The sequence below is a fragment of the Vibrio sp. nBUS_14 genome, from assembly GCF_051201655.1.
Lineage (GTDB): Bacteria > Pseudomonadota > Gammaproteobacteria > Enterobacterales > Vibrionaceae > Vibrio.
The window spans coordinates 1,219,722-1,236,105 of the sequence record NZ_CP179207.1 but is presented as its reverse complement, the minus strand read 5'-3'; the positions used below and the strand labels follow the sequence as shown (position 1 = coordinate 1,236,105).

General features: G+C 43.1%; 11 protein-coding genes and 1 pseudogene. 3 read left to right on the top strand and 9 right to left on the bottom strand.

The genetic code is table 11. The features are described from left to right. Positions 1-29: 29 nt before the first annotated feature. The 3 genes from ACMAZD_RS23250 to ACMAZD_RS23240 form a co-directional block, all read right to left on the bottom strand. Positions 30-1,061, bottom strand: a complete 1,032-nt coding sequence (locus ACMAZD_RS23250) for an IS110 family transposase (RefSeq protein WP_435249664.1) — start codon at positions 1,059-1,061, stop codon at positions 30-32. Between the two features lie 452 nt (positions 1,062-1,513). After that, positions 1,514-2,461, bottom strand: coding sequence for an IS30 family transposase (locus tag ACMAZD_RS23245; protein WP_435247159.1), 948 nt, complete (start codon positions 2,459-2,461; stop codon positions 1,514-1,516). A 942-nt stretch (positions 2,462-3,403) separates the two neighbouring features. Beyond that, the gene (locus ACMAZD_RS23240; protein ID WP_435249663.1) at positions 3,404-5,041 is read right to left on the bottom strand and encodes a methyl-accepting chemotaxis protein; all 1,638 of its coding nucleotides are present in this window, start codon (positions 5,039-5,041) and stop codon (positions 3,404-3,406) included. 366 nt (positions 5,042-5,407) lie between these two features. Here ACMAZD_RS23240 and ACMAZD_RS23235 point away from each other — a divergent pair, with 366 nt between their 5' ends. Beyond that, positions 5,408-7,027: an IS1634 family transposase gene (locus tag ACMAZD_RS23235; RefSeq protein WP_435249662.1), complete on the top strand. Its 1,620-nt coding sequence runs from the start codon at positions 5,408-5,410 to the stop codon at positions 7,025-7,027. Positions 7,028-7,368: 341 nt separating this feature from the next. Then, positions 7,369-7,716 (top strand): carboxymuconolactone decarboxylase family protein, encoded by a 348-nt coding sequence (locus ACMAZD_RS23230; protein WP_435249661.1) that lies wholly within the window; start codon positions 7,369-7,371, stop codon positions 7,714-7,716. Positions 7,717-7,828: 112 nt separating this feature from the next. On the opposite strand, the pseudogene ACMAZD_RS23225 reads toward ACMAZD_RS23230, so the two are convergent. Next, positions 7,829-9,387 (bottom strand): annotated as a pseudogene (locus ACMAZD_RS23225) (EAL domain-containing protein). A gap of 519 nt (positions 9,388-9,906) precedes the next feature. Between ACMAZD_RS23225 and ACMAZD_RS23220 the strand changes: the two are divergent. Further along, positions 9,907-10,353: a lysozyme inhibitor LprI family protein gene (locus ACMAZD_RS23220; RefSeq protein WP_435249660.1), complete on the top strand. Its 447-nt coding sequence runs from the start codon at positions 9,907-9,909 to the stop codon at positions 10,351-10,353. A gap of 168 nt (positions 10,354-10,521) precedes the next feature. Here ACMAZD_RS23220 and ACMAZD_RS23215 read toward each other — a convergent pair whose 3' ends face one another. The 5 genes from ACMAZD_RS23215 to rbsA all read right to left on the bottom strand — a co-directional run bounded on the left by ACMAZD_RS23215 (position 10,522) and on the right by rbsA (position 16,337). Then, entirely contained in the window at positions 10,522-11,523 is a 1,002-nt protein-coding gene (locus ACMAZD_RS23215) for a substrate-binding domain-containing protein (RefSeq protein ID WP_435249659.1), read from the bottom strand. 138 nt (positions 11,524-11,661) lie between these two features. Continuing rightward, positions 11,662-12,588: a ribokinase gene (gene rbsK, locus ACMAZD_RS23210; protein WP_435249658.1), complete on the bottom strand. Its 927-nt coding sequence runs from the start codon at positions 12,586-12,588 to the stop codon at positions 11,662-11,664. A gap of 232 nt (positions 12,589-12,820) precedes the next feature. Next, positions 12,821-13,699, bottom strand: a complete 879-nt coding sequence (rbsB, locus tag ACMAZD_RS23205) for a ribose ABC transporter substrate-binding protein RbsB (protein WP_435249657.1) — start codon at positions 13,697-13,699, stop codon at positions 12,821-12,823. 149 nt (positions 13,700-13,848) lie between these two features. Then, positions 13,849-14,835 (bottom strand): ribose ABC transporter permease, encoded by a 987-nt coding sequence (gene rbsC, locus ACMAZD_RS23200; protein ID WP_435249656.1) that lies wholly within the window; start codon positions 14,833-14,835, stop codon positions 13,849-13,851. Continuing rightward, entirely contained in the window at positions 14,832-16,337 is a 1,506-nt protein-coding gene (gene rbsA / locus ACMAZD_RS23195; protein ID WP_435249655.1) for a ribose ABC transporter ATP-binding protein RbsA, read from the bottom strand. The genes rbsC and rbsA overlap by 4 nt, the downstream gene beginning before the upstream one ends. Between the last annotated feature and the right edge of the window lie 47 nt (positions 16,338-16,384).

The window sequence follows — 16,384 nt, the reverse complement described above, 5'->3', positions numbered from 1 at the left end:
TTTTGTAAAATTTAAAAATTTGTTAATGATTAATTAGTGAGTAATACTGGTTTATATTCAGTCTCATACCGAAGCATTGCCCACGCAGTACGTACCACTTTGTTAGCCAGTGCAATACAGGCCTTCTTGAAGCCGATACGATCTATGATGCTCCTCAACCAAGCATCCTTCCGAGTCTTCGGTTTTTCGGGTAGTCGTCCAACGTAAGACATTGCGCCAAGATAAAGAAGCGAGCGTAGCTCCTTCACACCACCGCATTTATCGATCCCAATCATAAAAACTTTGCCACCTGAACTGTGCTGTTTAGGTGTAAGACCAACAAATGCTGAAGCTTGTCTTCCATTCTTGAACTGCTTTCCATCACCAAGAGTTGTATAGAGCATCGCAGCAGTTGTTTCACCAACACCTTCAATGCCCATTAATCGTTGGCACGGTTCTATCTGACGGGTTAAAGCATTTTTCTCTTTTTCGAATGCGATAAGTTTTGCTTTAAGTTCTTGATATTGCTCCCACAGCATCGACAGAACGGATACGACATTAGAAGGTATTGGTGTATCTCCATCAAGCACGGTTTGAACCGACGCTTTTAAGCCTTTTTCACCTCTAGGGTTTGCTATCCCGTAGCCCAAAATTGTCCCTCTAATGTGAAGAGCTAGGGAAGCAACACTACGAGATAAGAATCTACGACTAGTTTCTAAAGAATGCATAGCTTGTTGTTCCAATGACTTTGGACGGCTGTACTTGATACCAATTTGGATAGCAGCATTAGCGATAGCAAGGGCATCATTATGATCAGTTTTATGTCCTTCTAGGTAGCCTTTCACTTTCTTCGGATTGATAATCCGCACTTCGTGTCCAAACTTTTCAGCTAACTGACCCCAATAATGACATCCGCAACACCCTTCCATCGCGACAATGGAAGGCTTAGCCTTGGCAAGAAACTCTTTCATTTTCTGTCGACTTAAAGGTTTATTGGACAGCATCTCACCATGAACACTGATATGACAGACTTGTAGAACATTTTTAGCTAGGTCGATAGCGATAATATTATTGCTCAACATATTGGAACCCTCGTATTTATCTCATTCTCCTAAGTCTAGCTTGGCAAAGGAGGGAGTGGATTCCATACATCACGTTAGCACAACTTGCCCCCTTGATTTGGATACATGCTTTCCATTACTTGAACTCATTGCAGGAAAAAGTAAAGAGCGTGGACAAATTTAAAAAATAAATTAATATAGATGAAAACCATGGCCTTACATCGCATTTAATATGAATGTTCTATATTCAGATTTGATCATTAGTAGGTTCTATACTTATATAATAATTTCAGTTCTAACTCTAAGGGTTTATTGATTGATGTGTTATTTAAAGATTGCTTATTGCAATTATTACTTGAACACTTTCAATAAGATATAGCAAAGTCCGTTAACTTTGTGACTGGTGAAGTTGGAGTCGCATATTCAGACTTACTACACCCGAATTCAACTCCGAAGTGCGACACTCTCCAATATCAAGCAGCCAATACCATTTCTTTAAAGACAATCGCTGGTTGCTTGAAGTCTAAACACTTTTTCGGTCGATAATTTATCCGTGATACAGCGAATTCAATATCGCTGTCTGTTACCGTTGTTAAGTCGGTTCCTTTCTTCACATATTGCCTTAAAAGCCCGTTAGCATTCTCATTGGCTCCACGCTCCCAAGAACTATAAGGGTGGGCAAAGTACACATCAGCCTCCAACGCCTTTGCGATGGTTTCGTGGCCTGCAAACTCTCTCCCGTTATCTGCCGTGATGGTATGGACATGTTCCTTATAAGGCATGAGTAGCTCGATGGTGGCTTTGGTGACATCATCTGCTGACTTCGATGGCACTTTCTTGACCACGTAAAATCGTGTTTTACGCTCTAAAATTGTCACCATAGCACCAGTGCCATGTTTGCCTAATACGGTGTCGATTTCCCAATCACCCAATCGCTCCTTACTGTCAACGATGCTTGGCCTATCATCGATAGAAACAGCATTCTTGATCGCTGGCGCTTTCTCTTTTCTACCGCGACGATACCGCTTGTGACCTTGCCTCAAGTGGCGATATAACTTGCCTCCCAAGCGTTTATCCTGCGCAACAAATCGGTAGATCCACTCATGGCTGACAGCGGCACCGACTCTCGTTAATACACTGGAAATCTGCTCTGGACTCCAATCCGATTCCAAAAGGAGACGGATAAAATCAACACGCTCCTGAGGTATTCTGTATTTACGAGCTGATGTGCGTTTTTTGATTGAGAATACCTGAGCTTCGCTTGGGCAATAATGACTGCTTCTACTGCCGCGTTTAAGCTCACGATATACCGTAGAGCGATGGCACTGAACAGTTTTAGCTATTTCAGAAACCGAAATCCCCCGTTCCAAAAGAGCAGAAATCTGGTATCTTCTGCCCTCGGTCAACTGCTGATAATTCATGGTAGTACTGCTTGTTTCTTTGGCGAGAAGAGCGTACCACTTTCAGCAGTTGGCTTCCTCTTCTACACCTTTCCATGAATGTCGCACTTATTATCTGAAATCGGGCATAACCTTGTTTTTTTGTATGAATTTATCGCTTGTGGAGAAAATTTATCCCATTAGCTAACTCGCCTCTGTTTTAAATCGACTAAAACACAACCTCAAGGTTTTAATATGGTAACTGACAACTTTTTCTATAACTCTGAATTATATAGAGACTACAGTGAGCTTGTGATCGAAAGGCAGATAAGAGGGAGTGATTTACTTATTTGTTGTTTAGATACAGGTCAATACTATGATAGTTTTTCATTGGCAATGTTACATTCTTATTACGAACAAAAGCCAGAGATGATCGTATCTGGTTTTTGTCGCACTTGTTATCTGAAACCAGGTGTCTTTAGTTGACAACAATTTTTTAGAAAAATTAACTGTAAAGGGAGCTTCAAAGAAAGGTTATTTAGTAACACCCGGGGGGATTAGCTGAGTATCTAGAGTCTAACAAAGTGAAAATGAAGAATAGCCACTTTTCAATCAATCGAAAAATAGAAAACAAAATCACATTTAATAACTACGACCACGTTAATTTTGATCAGTACAATAGTAGATTAGATGCGATTGTTATCGCATCACTAACCAATGAGTATCAAGATATTGTCCGTAAGTATGCTCATGACATCCTCATACCTGGAGGGCATGTTTTTATCTGTGATAACTCCCATGCTCTAGAACTTAAAGGAATGCGGTGTTTGAAAAAAGGGGTTTATGTTCGTGTTTAGACTGATTTTCCTGTTGCGGCTCTCTTTGTAACCAATGGAATAAATCAGTTCTAGCAGTAGCTGCGTGCGCTACTGCTATTCATTTTTACATGGAGGAAGTTTCCGCTTTTTAAACCAGATTCTTGCATCATGCAAGTTTGAATCGGTTAATCGTACACATGAGGTTTTCCGAGATACCTCTAAGTTCACGGCTCGAATTGGCCATTTCGGTAGACTCACTAGATACTAAAGTCGCCATATCACTTAAGCTAGTTACGTTACGGTTAATTTCGTTCACGGTGAGTGTTTGCTCTTCAGCTGCAGTTGCAATGTGTTGCGCCATGCCTTCGATCTTATTAACTTGCTTGTTACTCTCATCAATCTTGTATCCTGCTTGCGCGGATAGCTTTGAGGCTTTATTCGCTTTATCAACCCCTTGATGCATCACTGTAACGACATTTTCAGCGCCAACTTGCAACTTTTCTATAATATTTTGAATCTCAAGTGTGGACTCCTCGGTACGTTGAGACAGGGTTCTTACTTCATCTGCTACCACAGCAAAGCCCCGGCCATGATCACCGGCCCTAGCAGCCTCAATTGCAGCGTTAAGTGCTAAGAGGTTTGTCTGCTCTGCGACTCCTCGAATAACTTCTAGAACCGTATCAACATTTTTGGCATCAAGCGCCAAATTCTGGACAGCTTGTCCTGCAGAGGTAATGACTTCAGCCATTTCGTTTGCTTCTATCACATTATTTTGAATAATTGATGAGCTCTTCTGTGTCTCCAGCGCTGCAAATCGACTTGCTTCGTTTGCTTCAACTGTTCGCCCAGCAACTTCCTCAACGGTAGCAAGCATTTCTGTCATGGCTGTTGCAAGCATATCCACGTCGTTTCTTTGCTGGTTAAGGCTATTATCTATTTGGTGTACCGAACCAGTTAGTTGAGTTGCCGACGCTGATACTTGAGTTCCAATACCCTGAATCCCGAGCATCATTGATTGAATAGATTCTACAAATTGATTGAAATAACGAGCCAAGAAAATCAGTTCTTTGCTCCCTTCTTCGGGTATACGTTGCGTTAGATCGCCTTCGCCTTTTGATAGTGCTTTCATCGCAGACAAAGTACGATTTAATGGGAGAGTGATGGTTTTGATGAAGTAACTAACGATCAGTGAGAGAACAGCTAAAATACCTATTGCATAACCTATCGATGTCATCTCGGCTTGGTGAGTCGTCGCTTGCAAGGCCACCATATTTACACCTGAACCAACCATCCATCCCCAAGGCTCCAACATTATTGCATAACTTGTTTTTGGCTCTAGCGTCTGTTTGTTTGGGTTTTTCCAATGATAATCAATGAATCCACCACCACTTTTCGCAATGCTATACATCTCTCTGACAAAATATTTTCCCTTACTATCTTGTAGGTCCATAATATTTTTCCCTAAAAGAGAGGGGACACCTGTTGCTATTTGCTTTCCTTCTCGATCACCTACAAAGATATAATTTCCACCATCAAATCGCATATTTGAGATGGTTTCTAATGCGCGCGTCCGTGCTTCCTCTTCACTTAATTTTCCTATTGCACTCTGACTCTCATAATGCCTAATAACGCTAACGGCGCTTTGAACTAGAGTTTTTACCCCTTTTTGGTAGCTCTCACGTACATGTTGGCGTGAGCTGTCTATATTTAAAATGGTATTTGCGAGTAAAGCGATTGAAAAAAAAGCGAGAATCGACCAAACTCTAATAGCAATCGATACGTTTTTCATTTCTTTAATTATCATGGATTTATCCCCTAACCAAAAATTTACCAACGCACAACAAAGCTTTTATATAAAATTAGAACCAGAATATCTTAATTTTTATATTATAAAATTAGCATATAAAAATTATTTAGCTTGGTGCCTGATGTAAATTAAAGAATATTTTTACTTACTGATAGTTTTGATTATTAAACTAACTGATTATTAAGTTAATAAAATTAATTTACAAATAAATATTCTTTAAAGTGAAATATATCCGTCATTCCGCAGCCAATTCTAGATTTTAATTAGTGTGATCCCACGATCATTTATCAATAATGATTGCAGTTGAGACTTGACGCAGATCCCCCGTTTTGATCTATTACTTTTATTTGCCGGTAACTTGCGATGTCTGCTCCTCAACCTGTCATAAAACGCTTAGATCATCTTGGATTAATCGCTGCATTCTGTCATGAGATTGATTTACCCGGGCTCATCGACCGCATAATTCCTAAGTATTCAGAGCATAATGTCTCACACGGTGATGCCGTTCTAGCCATGATTTTGAACGGTTTGGGCTTCCATAGTCGAACATTGCATATGTTTTCTGACTTTTTCGAGACAAAGCCAATATCAAAGCTGCTTGCTAAAAACATAGAAGCGCACCACTTAACTGATGATGTTCTTGGGCGCACATTAGATGCTTTATTTGAAGCTGATGTATCTATTTTATATCAAGTTATTGCAGAGCATACCGTTGAAAAATTGGGCCTCAAGACAGAGTCTGTCCACCTTGATATAACGAGTTTCCATGTTGATGGTGAATATGCTCAATCAGCAGAGGATGACATTAATTCTATTCAACTCGTCAAAGGTTATAGTCGAGATCACCGACCTAAATTGAATCAGGTTGTCCTTGAATTAATTTGTGAAAATCAAGCAGGGCTCCCTGTTTATATGCAGGCTCTCAGTGGAAACACGAACGATGCAAAAGCATTTGCAGAGGTCACTAAGCGCCATATTCACTGTCTTAAAGCCGCGCAAAATAGTCGTTACTTTATTGCTGATGCAGCTTTATACACGTCAGACAGTATTTGCTCACTTGATGAACAAAAGCAGAAGTTCATTACACGCGTCCCAATGACCATTAAAATGGCCAAACAAGCTCTACTGGCATTATCGCCAGCGCAATTAGAGCCTATCGGTAATGGTTATTCGGGGCACTGGATTGAATCTGATTATGGCAACGTGAAGCAGCGATGGTTGTTAGTGAACAGCGAGCAAGCGACAAAGCGAGAAGAAGCCACTTTTTATAAAAATTTGGATAAAAATCTGACCAAAGAGCTTAAATCTCTAGCTCAATTAGCTAAGAAACAATTTGCCTGTGCGACTGATGCACAAAAGGCTATGAATGAATTTCAGAGTCAATGCCAACTGTTGAGTTTCGAGCAAAGTGAGATACGGCAAGTGCCCGAGTTTGCTGGCCGAGGGCGCCCTAAAAAAGATGAGGTTCCAACTGGATACCACTACAAAATTGAAGCAAATCCGTTCACTGATTTAGAAAAAGTAAAACTCGCGAAGCTTAAAGTTGGTATGTTCATTCTTGCGACCAATGATACTGAAAGTACCGATCTCGATATGGCTGCGTTACTGGAACACTACAAGTCACAACAGAAAGTCGAGCGAGGTTTTCGCTTCCTTAAAAGCCCTGAGTTTTTAACATCATCTATCTTCTTAAAAAAACCACAACGCATCGAAGCTTTACTCATGATAATGACCTTAAGCCTAATGGTTTATGCTGGACTCGAGCATAAGATACGTGAAGAGTTGGCTGTTACTGAAGAATTTTTTCCAAGCATGGTTAAGAACAAAACCACATCTAAGCCAACTGCTCGCTGGGTGTTTTTAAAATTTGAAGGGGTCGATACACTTGAGTTCGGCGAACAATGGTTTATCACCGGCATTCAAGACCATCAGAGGAGATTGCTTCAATTGCTAGGTAAGCTATATGAAGCAATTTATTCCTAAATGAGGTGCGGAATGTCGGATTAAAATCTAGAATTGGCTGCGGAATGACGGATATATAATTAGTATTTTCAACATAGTAGAATGTACTTTGGTAGGTTGATATAAAGTCCATATATTTTTCAGTAGTAAAACATATGCCCTGGGAGAAGAGTGTAGTCGATCTTGAAAGTGTGCGAGTTTATATCGGAGATCGGTTGAGCAGTGGTATCGAAGGCTCACAGTGGTTCGCAGCACACTTCAAAAAACAGTTTTTAGGCGTATTTGGTGTAAAGTCAATTCACCGCGACTCTCGAGTCTGTGAATTAAGGTAATGGCTTGCTGACAGTGCAACGGGGAATCGAGTGGTAGGGCAAAATGTTATCGAAACCTTGCAAGATATTAGCCCCGATTTAGCCAAATACACCATCGAGTATCCTTTTGGTGATATCTATGCGCGCAAAGGCTTGGATTTGAAATCTCGCGAGATTGCGACGGTGGCAGCGTTAACCGCACTAGGCAACTGCGCCCCACAACTTAAAGTGCATTTGAATGCGGCGCTTAATGTGGGTTGCAGTGAGGAAGATCTCAAAGAGGTGATCACTCAGATGTCTGTTTACGCTGGTTTTCCTGCTGCGTTGGATGGGATGTTCGCAATCAAAGAAGTGCTCGCTGAACGCACGGAAAATCACCAAAATGGACCTGATGCTTAACACTTGGCGCTCCAACAATTCATACTCAACACCAGTGCCAAGTGTTGGTTTTATGAATGTCATTTTATAGGGCGCCAGTAACGGCGCCCCCGAATCGGTTTACATTCATCTGTTAGGTTGGCGATATATGATACTCATGAGTCGCTGCTATGTGCTGTTGCTGCCTTAGAAGGCTGATGATGAGCTTGATTGGCATCGGCTTATAGAAATAGAAGCCTTGGATATAGTCGACGCCTAATTTAGACAAGACTTTCACTTGCGATTCATATTCTACGCCTTCAACGATAACCTGCATGCCTAAAGTGCGGGACAGTTGCAGCATGGACTCTAGCAAAGGGACACCAAAGCTGGACTCGTCTGAAATGTTTTGTACGAAGACACGATCAATTTTGAGAATACTGAACGGAAATTTTCTTACGAAATCTAACCCTGAGTAGCCAGTACCAAAGTCATCAATCGCAACTTTAACGCCCATGTTCGCCAGCTTGGTTAGGTTCTCTTTTATCTTGGTCATATCCGCGTCTGAGCACTCGCCATCTTCGGTTACTTCAAACACCACCTGTTTTAGAATCTCTGGGTTTCTTTTAAAGATACCTGATACTTTGTGGGCGAAGTTACTATTGGACACGACGTTTCGGCTGATGTTGACGCTGATGTATTTGTCTTCGAAAAGGTCTTGATTGATTTTGATGGTTTTCAATACTTTGCGTAGCACAAAGTACGTCAGCTCTTCTATCAAACCTAAGCTTTCTGCTAGTGGAATAAAGATGGCGGGCGACACATTGCCTTCAACTGGATCATTCCACCTCAGGAGCGATTCACAGCCTACAATCTGGGTGCTCTTTTGGTCGACAATAGGCTGCATGTGAACCTGTAGGTGCTTATTCTTCAGTGCGCTAGAGAGGGAATATTCTAAACTACGTTGGCTCTGTTTTTTATGCTTCGCGGAGAGAACAAAAATGGTGGTGATCCCCGCCATAAGAAACCCAAACCACGAGAAGTTCATGAGGAAGTGTATGTAGTACTGGTGCCCGATGTAGGAAGTAATGGCGAGGGGGTAAGTCTCTGACAGTATCCGCACTTCTGAAAGATAAGAACCGGGGTCGGTAGGGTGGATGTCTCTTTTAATTACTTCAACTTTAGAGCTTATTCCGTGACGGCTTAGTTTCGATTCAACAAGGTCATAGATGAAGTGGGGGGGATCATTAGGCTTACCCCTGCTTGCTCTTTGTCCGAGAAAATCAGCATGATGGATTGTACTTTAGTGATTGCTGCACTCGAGTAAGATAGGGTGGCAAAGTTAGGATCGTTATTCAGCCTTTGTCGGATGGTGCTATACAGGCGAAACGACACCTCTCCCTTAGTGGTGGAGCAGTAAAAGCGATTGTGTTTATTGAATACAGCAGCTTCTTTTACCCAATCGGCATGGAATACATTTTGACGAAGCTCAGTTACGATGGCATCACAAGAAAGGTCGGGCGTGATCTTTGAGAGAAAGCTGCCAAATCGAGCTTGGAGCTCTTGAAGTCTGGTTTCAACTAACAGTGAAGACTCTTCGGTTAACGCTTGATAATGAGATGGTGTAAAGGGGATGAGCAATGCCATCGACAAAACGAAAGAGATGGCAAAGTAGAATGTGGTCTTGGCAAAATGTTGGTACTTGATATCCATAATTGGAGAAGCGTTACCGAGTGTATGAGCAGTCGATTTAATTTATAAACTTAACGATTAGTTATCAAGAGAAATAATAATTATTGTGAATGTAAGCATGTGTTGTGAACCGAAATCACATTTTTTATAGTTTTACTATAAAATTCATAGTGTTACAAATACTTTCAAGGTTAAGTGCGTCGTTTGTTGTTTCAGTACTTTTGAGGTTTTGATGAGCCGGAATCTTTTCGGGATTTTCGTATCAAATTGAGACCTACAGTTTTTGAAATAACACAATTGGGTGGGTTTGAGTGTAATGATAAAAAATATAACTTGGATGTTGGTGCGTGTGTTCATTGCCTATTTGATGATCGCTCCTACATATGCGCTCTTATTCTTGTCTAATACAGCAACGCCTCGTCTGCTTTGGACATAACCCTAAACGTAGTTATCAACAATTGGCGTCTAATGTTGTTAAGATTCGTAAGGTTTGGCATTAATAGGGCGCATACGCGTACTTTTGAATTAGGGAGAACAATAATGAAAAAGGTTTTATCGTTTGCATTAATAGTGTGTATACCTTGGTTTGCATCTGCATCTGCATCTGCATCTGCATCTGCATCTGACGATGTGGTCGATTGCGACAATGCGATGAACACGCTAGAGATAAATCACTGCGCCGCGCTTGAGCTGGAATCATCACAGCTAGAACTTGATAAGTATTTAGCTGCCAGCTTTGAACACAATGTCAAGGATGTGGAATTAGTCGATGCCATCAAGGGCGCGCAGGAGAGTTGGCAAGCCTATATGACAGCGCATTGTGACTCTGTGTACACCCAATGGCGTGACGGCTCTATTCGTGGGCTGATGGCGCTCTCTTGTAAGACTAAGTTAACCAAGCAACGCACACATGAAGTGTGGGAAAACTTCTTAACTTACATGGACAGCACACCACCTGTGTTGCTAGAGCCTCAGGTGATGGAATAAAAATGGGTAGGTTTTGCCTGTTAGAAGGACGGAGGGTACAGTTTGATGGACGACACTTATTAATGGCTAACGAGCTAAAATTTAAAACTTAACGCTAAAGGCTAAAAGCTAAAGAAAAAAGCCAACTGGATAAGCTAGCTCTTTGTTCTGGAGTAGGGGATCTGTGGGTTAAACTGCTTTTACGCTGCTTCGCTCTATTAAGGTCGGCTCTAACTCGACGACCTGTGGGTAGGCGTCTGGCGTTTGTAGTCGACTCAAAAGTGTATCAACGGCTGCTTTACCTAAACGGTGCTTTGGCTGGTGGATAGTGCTCAAAGCTGGGGTCATGTACTTCGATAAGTGGATGTCATCGTAGCCAATTATCGAAAGATCGTTTGGAATCGATGTGCCATCTTGAGCCGCAGCGTGAATCACACCCATTGCCATCATGTCATTGCTAATAAACAGTGCTGATGGCATTTCACCACGCGCTTTTAAAGTTTGGTAAGAGTCAAAACCGCCATCGCATTCGAAGTTTGATTCAACAATCCACTTAGGGTTGATCTCTAGATTCGCTTCTTCTATTGCTTGCTTGAAGCCTTGATAACGAGAAGAGGCTTGATTGCGGTGAAGTGGGCCCGTGATACAACCAATTTGAACATGACCGTTATCGATCAAGTGCTTGGTTGCCATGTAGCCGCCTTGATGAGAGTTATCTTGGATCTTGTCGCTGGCGAACAACATTGGGCCCCAGTCCATCACAACGATAGGTAGTTCTGGGTAGCGTTCAAATACGTCAATGTGCTCGCCTTCAAGGGTTGAACACATCAGCATTAGGCCATCGACACGCTTTTGTAGCAAAGTATCGATAGATGACTTCATGCGCTCGCTGTCGCCTTCGGTGTTACACAAGATAAGGTTATAACCTTTTTCGTAGCAACGACGTTCAACACCTTTTACAACCTCACCAAAGAATGGGTTAGTTGAGGTAGTAACTAGCATGCCTAAGGTTTTGGTTTGCTTCATTTTTAAGCTACGCGCCAATGCAGACGGTGCGTAGTTGAGTTCTTTAGCTGCACTGTTAACACGCTCAGCTATCTCTTCACTGACAAAACGTGACTTGTTGATCACATGGCTAACGGTTGAAGTTGAAACCTTTGCTAGCCGAGCGACGTCTTTCATTGTTGCCATAAAAAATCCTTGTGGGAGTAACATGCCACGTTGCGCGATATTTTGCCCGAAAACAGGGGCTTATGCTTGTTATTTAGAAGGCTTACATCCGTTAACTACGGCTTAGCTCAGGAGTTAAGCCTTTAAATAGGTATCAAGCTAAGCCGATAATTGCTCTGATAAAAACGCATCGGTTTCAGCACGGCTTGGAATGGAGGTTTGTGCGCCAAAGCGAGTCACTGAAATAGCTGCCGCGGCATGAGTAAACTTAATCGCGCGCTCAAGTGGCATGTCTTCAAGTAAGCCTGTCACCAATGCACCGTTGAAGGTATCACCCGCTGCGGTTGTGTCTGTCGCTTCAACTCGGAAACCTGCGATTAGCTCGCCTTTATTGTTTTTACTTACCCAAACGCCTTTAGCGCCAAGTGTGATCATCACAGTCTCGATGCCTTTCGTGTGCAGAGCCAAAGCTGCCTGATGAGCGGATGCGCTGTCAGTCACGGTAATGCCTGTCAGTACTTCAGCTTCGGTTTCGTTAGGTGTAATCATATCAACACAAGCAAGCAGTGAATCTGACAAAGAACGAGCCGGAGCTGGGTTAAGAATCACTTGAGTGCCACTCTCTTTTGCTATTTTTGCTGCGTATTCAATGCCTTCAATCGGTGTTTCAAGCTGAGTCAGCAGGTATTTAGCACCGCGAATCTTCTCTAGGTGCGGTTCGATTTGGTCGCAAGTCAGCTTGTTGTTGGCTTCAGCAGAAAGACAAATGCTGTTTTCGCCCGTTGCGGATACTTGGATCATCGCAATGCCTGTCGGCGTGTTGTCTGCAACGATCACGCCGTCGATGTTGATGCCATCTTTGGCGAAATCTTGACGAATGTTGATGCCAAATGGGTCGTCACCGACACAGGCGATAAAGCCGATATCTGCGTTTAATCGCGCAGCCGCAACTGCTTGGTTTGCGCCTTTGCCGCCAGGGATGACCTGATAGTTACCGCCAATCAAGGTTTCACCCGGACGAGGGAACGAAGGAACTTGCAGTACGTGGTCAGCGTTAACGCTACCTAAAACAATCAGTTGAGTCATGATACGAGCCTTATGATATATCGTATTTGAAAATGCATGGGTCTTTCTCATTACGTAAATTGCTCGCCTCGCTAGACGGCGGTATGAGAAACAGCGATGCACTGTCGTTTTTGCTTTTTGTCTTGAGCCAGCGAGCTAATGAGATAATGCGTTAAGAAAGGTGGGGTATAGCGGACCCCACCCAAGTACTATTCTTAGTTAAATAATGGTTATTCCTAGTTAAGAATAATGATTACTTAGCGATGATTTTTAGAGGTACTGGTACGTACTCGTCTACTGTTTCGCCTTTCAGTACTTTGTCTGCCATTTCAACACCTAGAGAACCGATTAGGTCAGGTTGTTGTGCAACCGTTGCGCCAAGTAGGCCACGGTTAACCGCTGCGATGCCGTCCTCAGTACCGTCAAAGCCAACGATCATTACGTCTTTACCTGAAGCTTGAACTGCGCGAAGTGCACCTAGTGCCATTTCATCGTTCTGAGCGAATACCGCTTGTACGTCTGGGTTTGCAGCAAGCAAGTTTTCCATTACGTTCAGACCTTTAGTACGGTCGAAATCAGCAGGTTGGCTTGCAAGAAGCTCAAGGTCGCTGCCGTTTACTGCGTTCATGAAGCCTTCACCACGTTCACGAGCTGCTGAAGTACCAGCGATACCTTCAAGATGGATTACTTTCGCTTTCTCGCCCACTTTTTCCATGATGTAGTGACCCGCCATTTCACCGCCGATTACGTTATTAGAAGCAATGTGGCTCACTACGTCACCACGGCTTGCACCACGGTCTAGCGTTAATACTGGAATGTCTGAGCGGTTAGCAATACGAATAGCGTTAGACACAGCGTCTGAATCCGTTGGGTTAATCAGGATTGCTTTAACACCACGAATGGTTAGATCTTCAATGTTCGAAAGCTCTTTGCTTGGGTCGTTTTGAGAATCAAGAACGATAAGCTTGTAGCCTAGCTCTTCCGCTTTCGCTTCTGCGCCATCTTTCATGGTCACGAAGAATGGGTTGTTCAATGTAGACAGAACGATTGCCATTGTATCTTGCGCCTGTGCAGACACAGATACAGTAGTAGAAAGAAGAGCAGAAGAAATAAGAGTCGCTAATTTTTTCATGGTGTAAGTCCTTTGTGTAGGGTGAGCTAGGAGGTGAGTCCTAACTCGTAGTTACATTATTTATAGATTCTAATATTTTAAGGTAAAACAAACTGTTACTTTTATTAAGCTAGTGTGTTGCTTGTATTAACCTAGAGTGTGAATAGGTTTTATTTGTTTTTGTTGTCGACCAATACCGCCAGAAGAATAACCACTGCTTTTGCAATCATCTGGTAGTAAGAAGATACGTCTAATAGGTTTAGGGCGTTGTTTAGGAAGCCGATAATCAGAGCACCAATCAATGTGCCCATGATGCGGCCACGACCGCCGGCTAAGCTTGTGCCACCAAGAACTACGGCTGCGATGGCGTCTAATTCATAACCCATACCTGCGGTAGGTTGAGCTGATGATAAGCGAGATGCCACGATGATGCCTGCAACCGCTGCTAGCAGACCACAGATTGCATAAACGCCGATTTTTACTTTGTCTACATCAATGCCTGATAGGCGAGTTGCTGATTCGTTGCCACCAAGAGCATAAACGTAGCGACCAAAGCGAGTGTGGTTAAGTAGGTACCATACCGCCGCGAACACCACGACCATGATCCATACAGGAACTGGGATACCCATTGCGTAGCCTGTACCGAACCAAGCGAATGCGTCTGCTGTGTCAGTGAAGCCGGTTGAGATAGGACGACCATCCGTGTAAACCATGGTTACGCCGCGTAATAGAGTCATGGTTACAAGCGTTGCGATGAAGGCTTGAACCTTACCCTTGGCGATAATCACACCACTGATAGCACCCAATGCTGCACCTGCTACTAGAGCGGTTGGCACTGCGATCATCACAGGGATCTCTAGACCAATCATGCTGGCAGCGAACGCGCCACAAAGTGCAAGTACAGAACCGACACTCAAGTCGATACCTGCGGTTAAGATAACCAGCGTCATACCCACAGCGACGATTGCGTTAACCGAGGTTTGGCGCAGAATGTTCAGGATGTTGTCGACAGTAAAGAAGTTCGGGTTTAAGAAAGAAACGACAACAATCAGGAAGATCAAAGCAATCAATGACTTTTGATCAATCAGCCACTCTTTGCTGATTAACGGTTTTTTCTTTGGAGCTTCAGTTGTTTTGCTCATGGTTTTAGTACTCATGCTGCGTCCTCGTTAATCTTTTTACCGACCGCACACGCCAGTAATAATTCTTGGTTTGCTTCTTTAGCATCAAATTCACCGCTTACACGGCCTTCATGCATCACCATGATGCGGTCACTCATTCCTAACACTTCTGGCATTTCAGATGAGACTAAAATAATGCTCATGCCGTCAGCTTTAAATTTATTTATGAGTTGGTAAATCTCTTTCTTAGCACCAACATCGACACCACGAGTGGGCTCGTCGAGAATCAGTACTTTTGGTTTGGTCATCAAGCCTTTAGCGATAGCCACTTTCTGTTGGTTACCGCCAGAAAGGTTGCCAATAATTTGCTCGCGAGTCGGGGTCTTGATGTTGAACAGTTTGATGAAGTCATCAACCGCCATCACTTCATCTTTATGTTGGATTTGACCTTTCTTAGTCAGTAGATCCAGTGAACATAAAGACATGTTTTCTTTTACTGAAAGCCCTAGAACCAGGCCATCGCCTTTACGGTCTTCAGAGATGTATGCAATGCCATTGGCAAGGCCATCTTTTGGACTAACAGGGTTAATGGTTTTGTTTTCTAAGTTGATGACGCCACGCTCACTCGGAAGGGCGCCGTAAATCACTTTCATCAGTTCGGTACGACCTGCACCCATCAAGCCCGATACACCCAGGATTTCGCCGCGTTTTAGAGTAAAGCTCACATCGTGAATGCCAGAACCCGTCAGACCAATCACTTCAAGGCAGGTTTCACCGTGGCTTTGGCCTATACGTGGATATTGCTCGTTCAGCTTACGGCCAACCATCATTTCGATTAGGCCATCTTCATCGGTGTCTTTTACTTCACACTGGCCAATGAATTTACCGTCACGAAGTACGGTGATGTCATCACAAATCTCGAAGATCTCTTTCAAGCGGTGAGAGATGTAAACAATGCCGCAGCCTTCAGAACGCAGCTCGTTAATCACCTTAAATAGCGACTCAGTTTCGGTATCGGTTAGTGCGTCCGTTGGTTCATCCATGATGATGACCTTAGATTCAAACGATAGGGCTTTCGCGATCTCTACCATTTGTTGCTCACCAAGGCTTAACTGACCTAAAAGTGTTTTCGAACTGTGTTTTACATTAAGACGTTTAAGTAGCTTGTCCGCTTCTTGGTACATTTCGTTCCAAAGAATACGACCCATAGTCCCTGTGATTTCACGACCTAAGAAGATATTCTCGGCGATGGTTAGCTCTGGAATTAGATTCAATTCTTGGTGAATGATACTAATGCCGGCTTGTTGTGAATCACGAGGCCCTTTAAATGCTGCTGGCTTACCTTGGTAGGCGATAGTGCCGCCATCCAAGTGGTAAATGCCGGTAAGCACTTTCATGAGCGTTGATTTACCTGCACCGTTTTCGCCCATTAACGCCATTACGCGTCCTGGGTAAACGTTGAGGCTCGCCTTATCCAGTGCTTTCACACCAGGGAAGGCTTTCTCAATTGAGCTAAGTTCTAAAATGGCTTGAGTCATGTCGGTTCCTTTACTCGGGGCCAGTTGTATTTGATTGTTCTGTATAT

Excerpts from the sequence above, each read along its gene's own strand:
- ACMAZD_RS23250 (WP_435249664.1), bottom strand. The coding sequence starts at position 1,061 with ATGTTGAGCAATAATATTATCGCTATCGACCTAGCTAAAAATGTTCTA.
- ACMAZD_RS23245 (WP_435247159.1), bottom strand. The coding sequence starts at position 2,461 with ATGAATTATCAGCAGTTGACCGAGGGCAGAAGATACCAGATTTCTGCT.
- ACMAZD_RS23240 (WP_435249663.1), bottom strand. The coding sequence starts at position 5,041 with ATGATAATTAAAGAAATGAAAAACGTATCGATTGCTATTAGAGTTTGG.
- ACMAZD_RS23235 (WP_435249662.1), top strand. The coding sequence starts at position 5,408 with ATGTCTGCTCCTCAACCTGTCATAAAACGCTTAGATCATCTTGGATTA.
- ACMAZD_RS23220 (WP_435249660.1), top strand. The coding sequence starts at position 9,907 with ATGAAAAAGGTTTTATCGTTTGCATTAATAGTGTGTATACCTTGGTTT.
- ACMAZD_RS23215 (WP_435249659.1), bottom strand. The coding sequence starts at position 11,523 with ATGGCAACAATGAAAGACGTCGCTCGGCTAGCAAAGGTTTCAACTTCA.
- rbsK (WP_435249658.1), bottom strand. The coding sequence starts at position 12,588 with ATGACTCAACTGATTGTTTTAGGTAGCGTTAACGCTGACCACGTACTG.
- rbsB (WP_435249657.1), bottom strand. The coding sequence starts at position 13,699 with ATGAAAAAATTAGCGACTCTTATTTCTTCTGCTCTTCTTTCTACTACT.
- rbsC (WP_435249656.1), bottom strand. The coding sequence starts at position 14,835 with ATGAGTACTAAAACCATGAGCAAAACAACTGAAGCTCCAAAGAAAAAA.
- rbsA (WP_435249655.1), bottom strand. The coding sequence starts at position 16,337 with ATGACTCAAGCCATTTTAGAACTTAGCTCAATTGAGAAAGCCTTCCCT.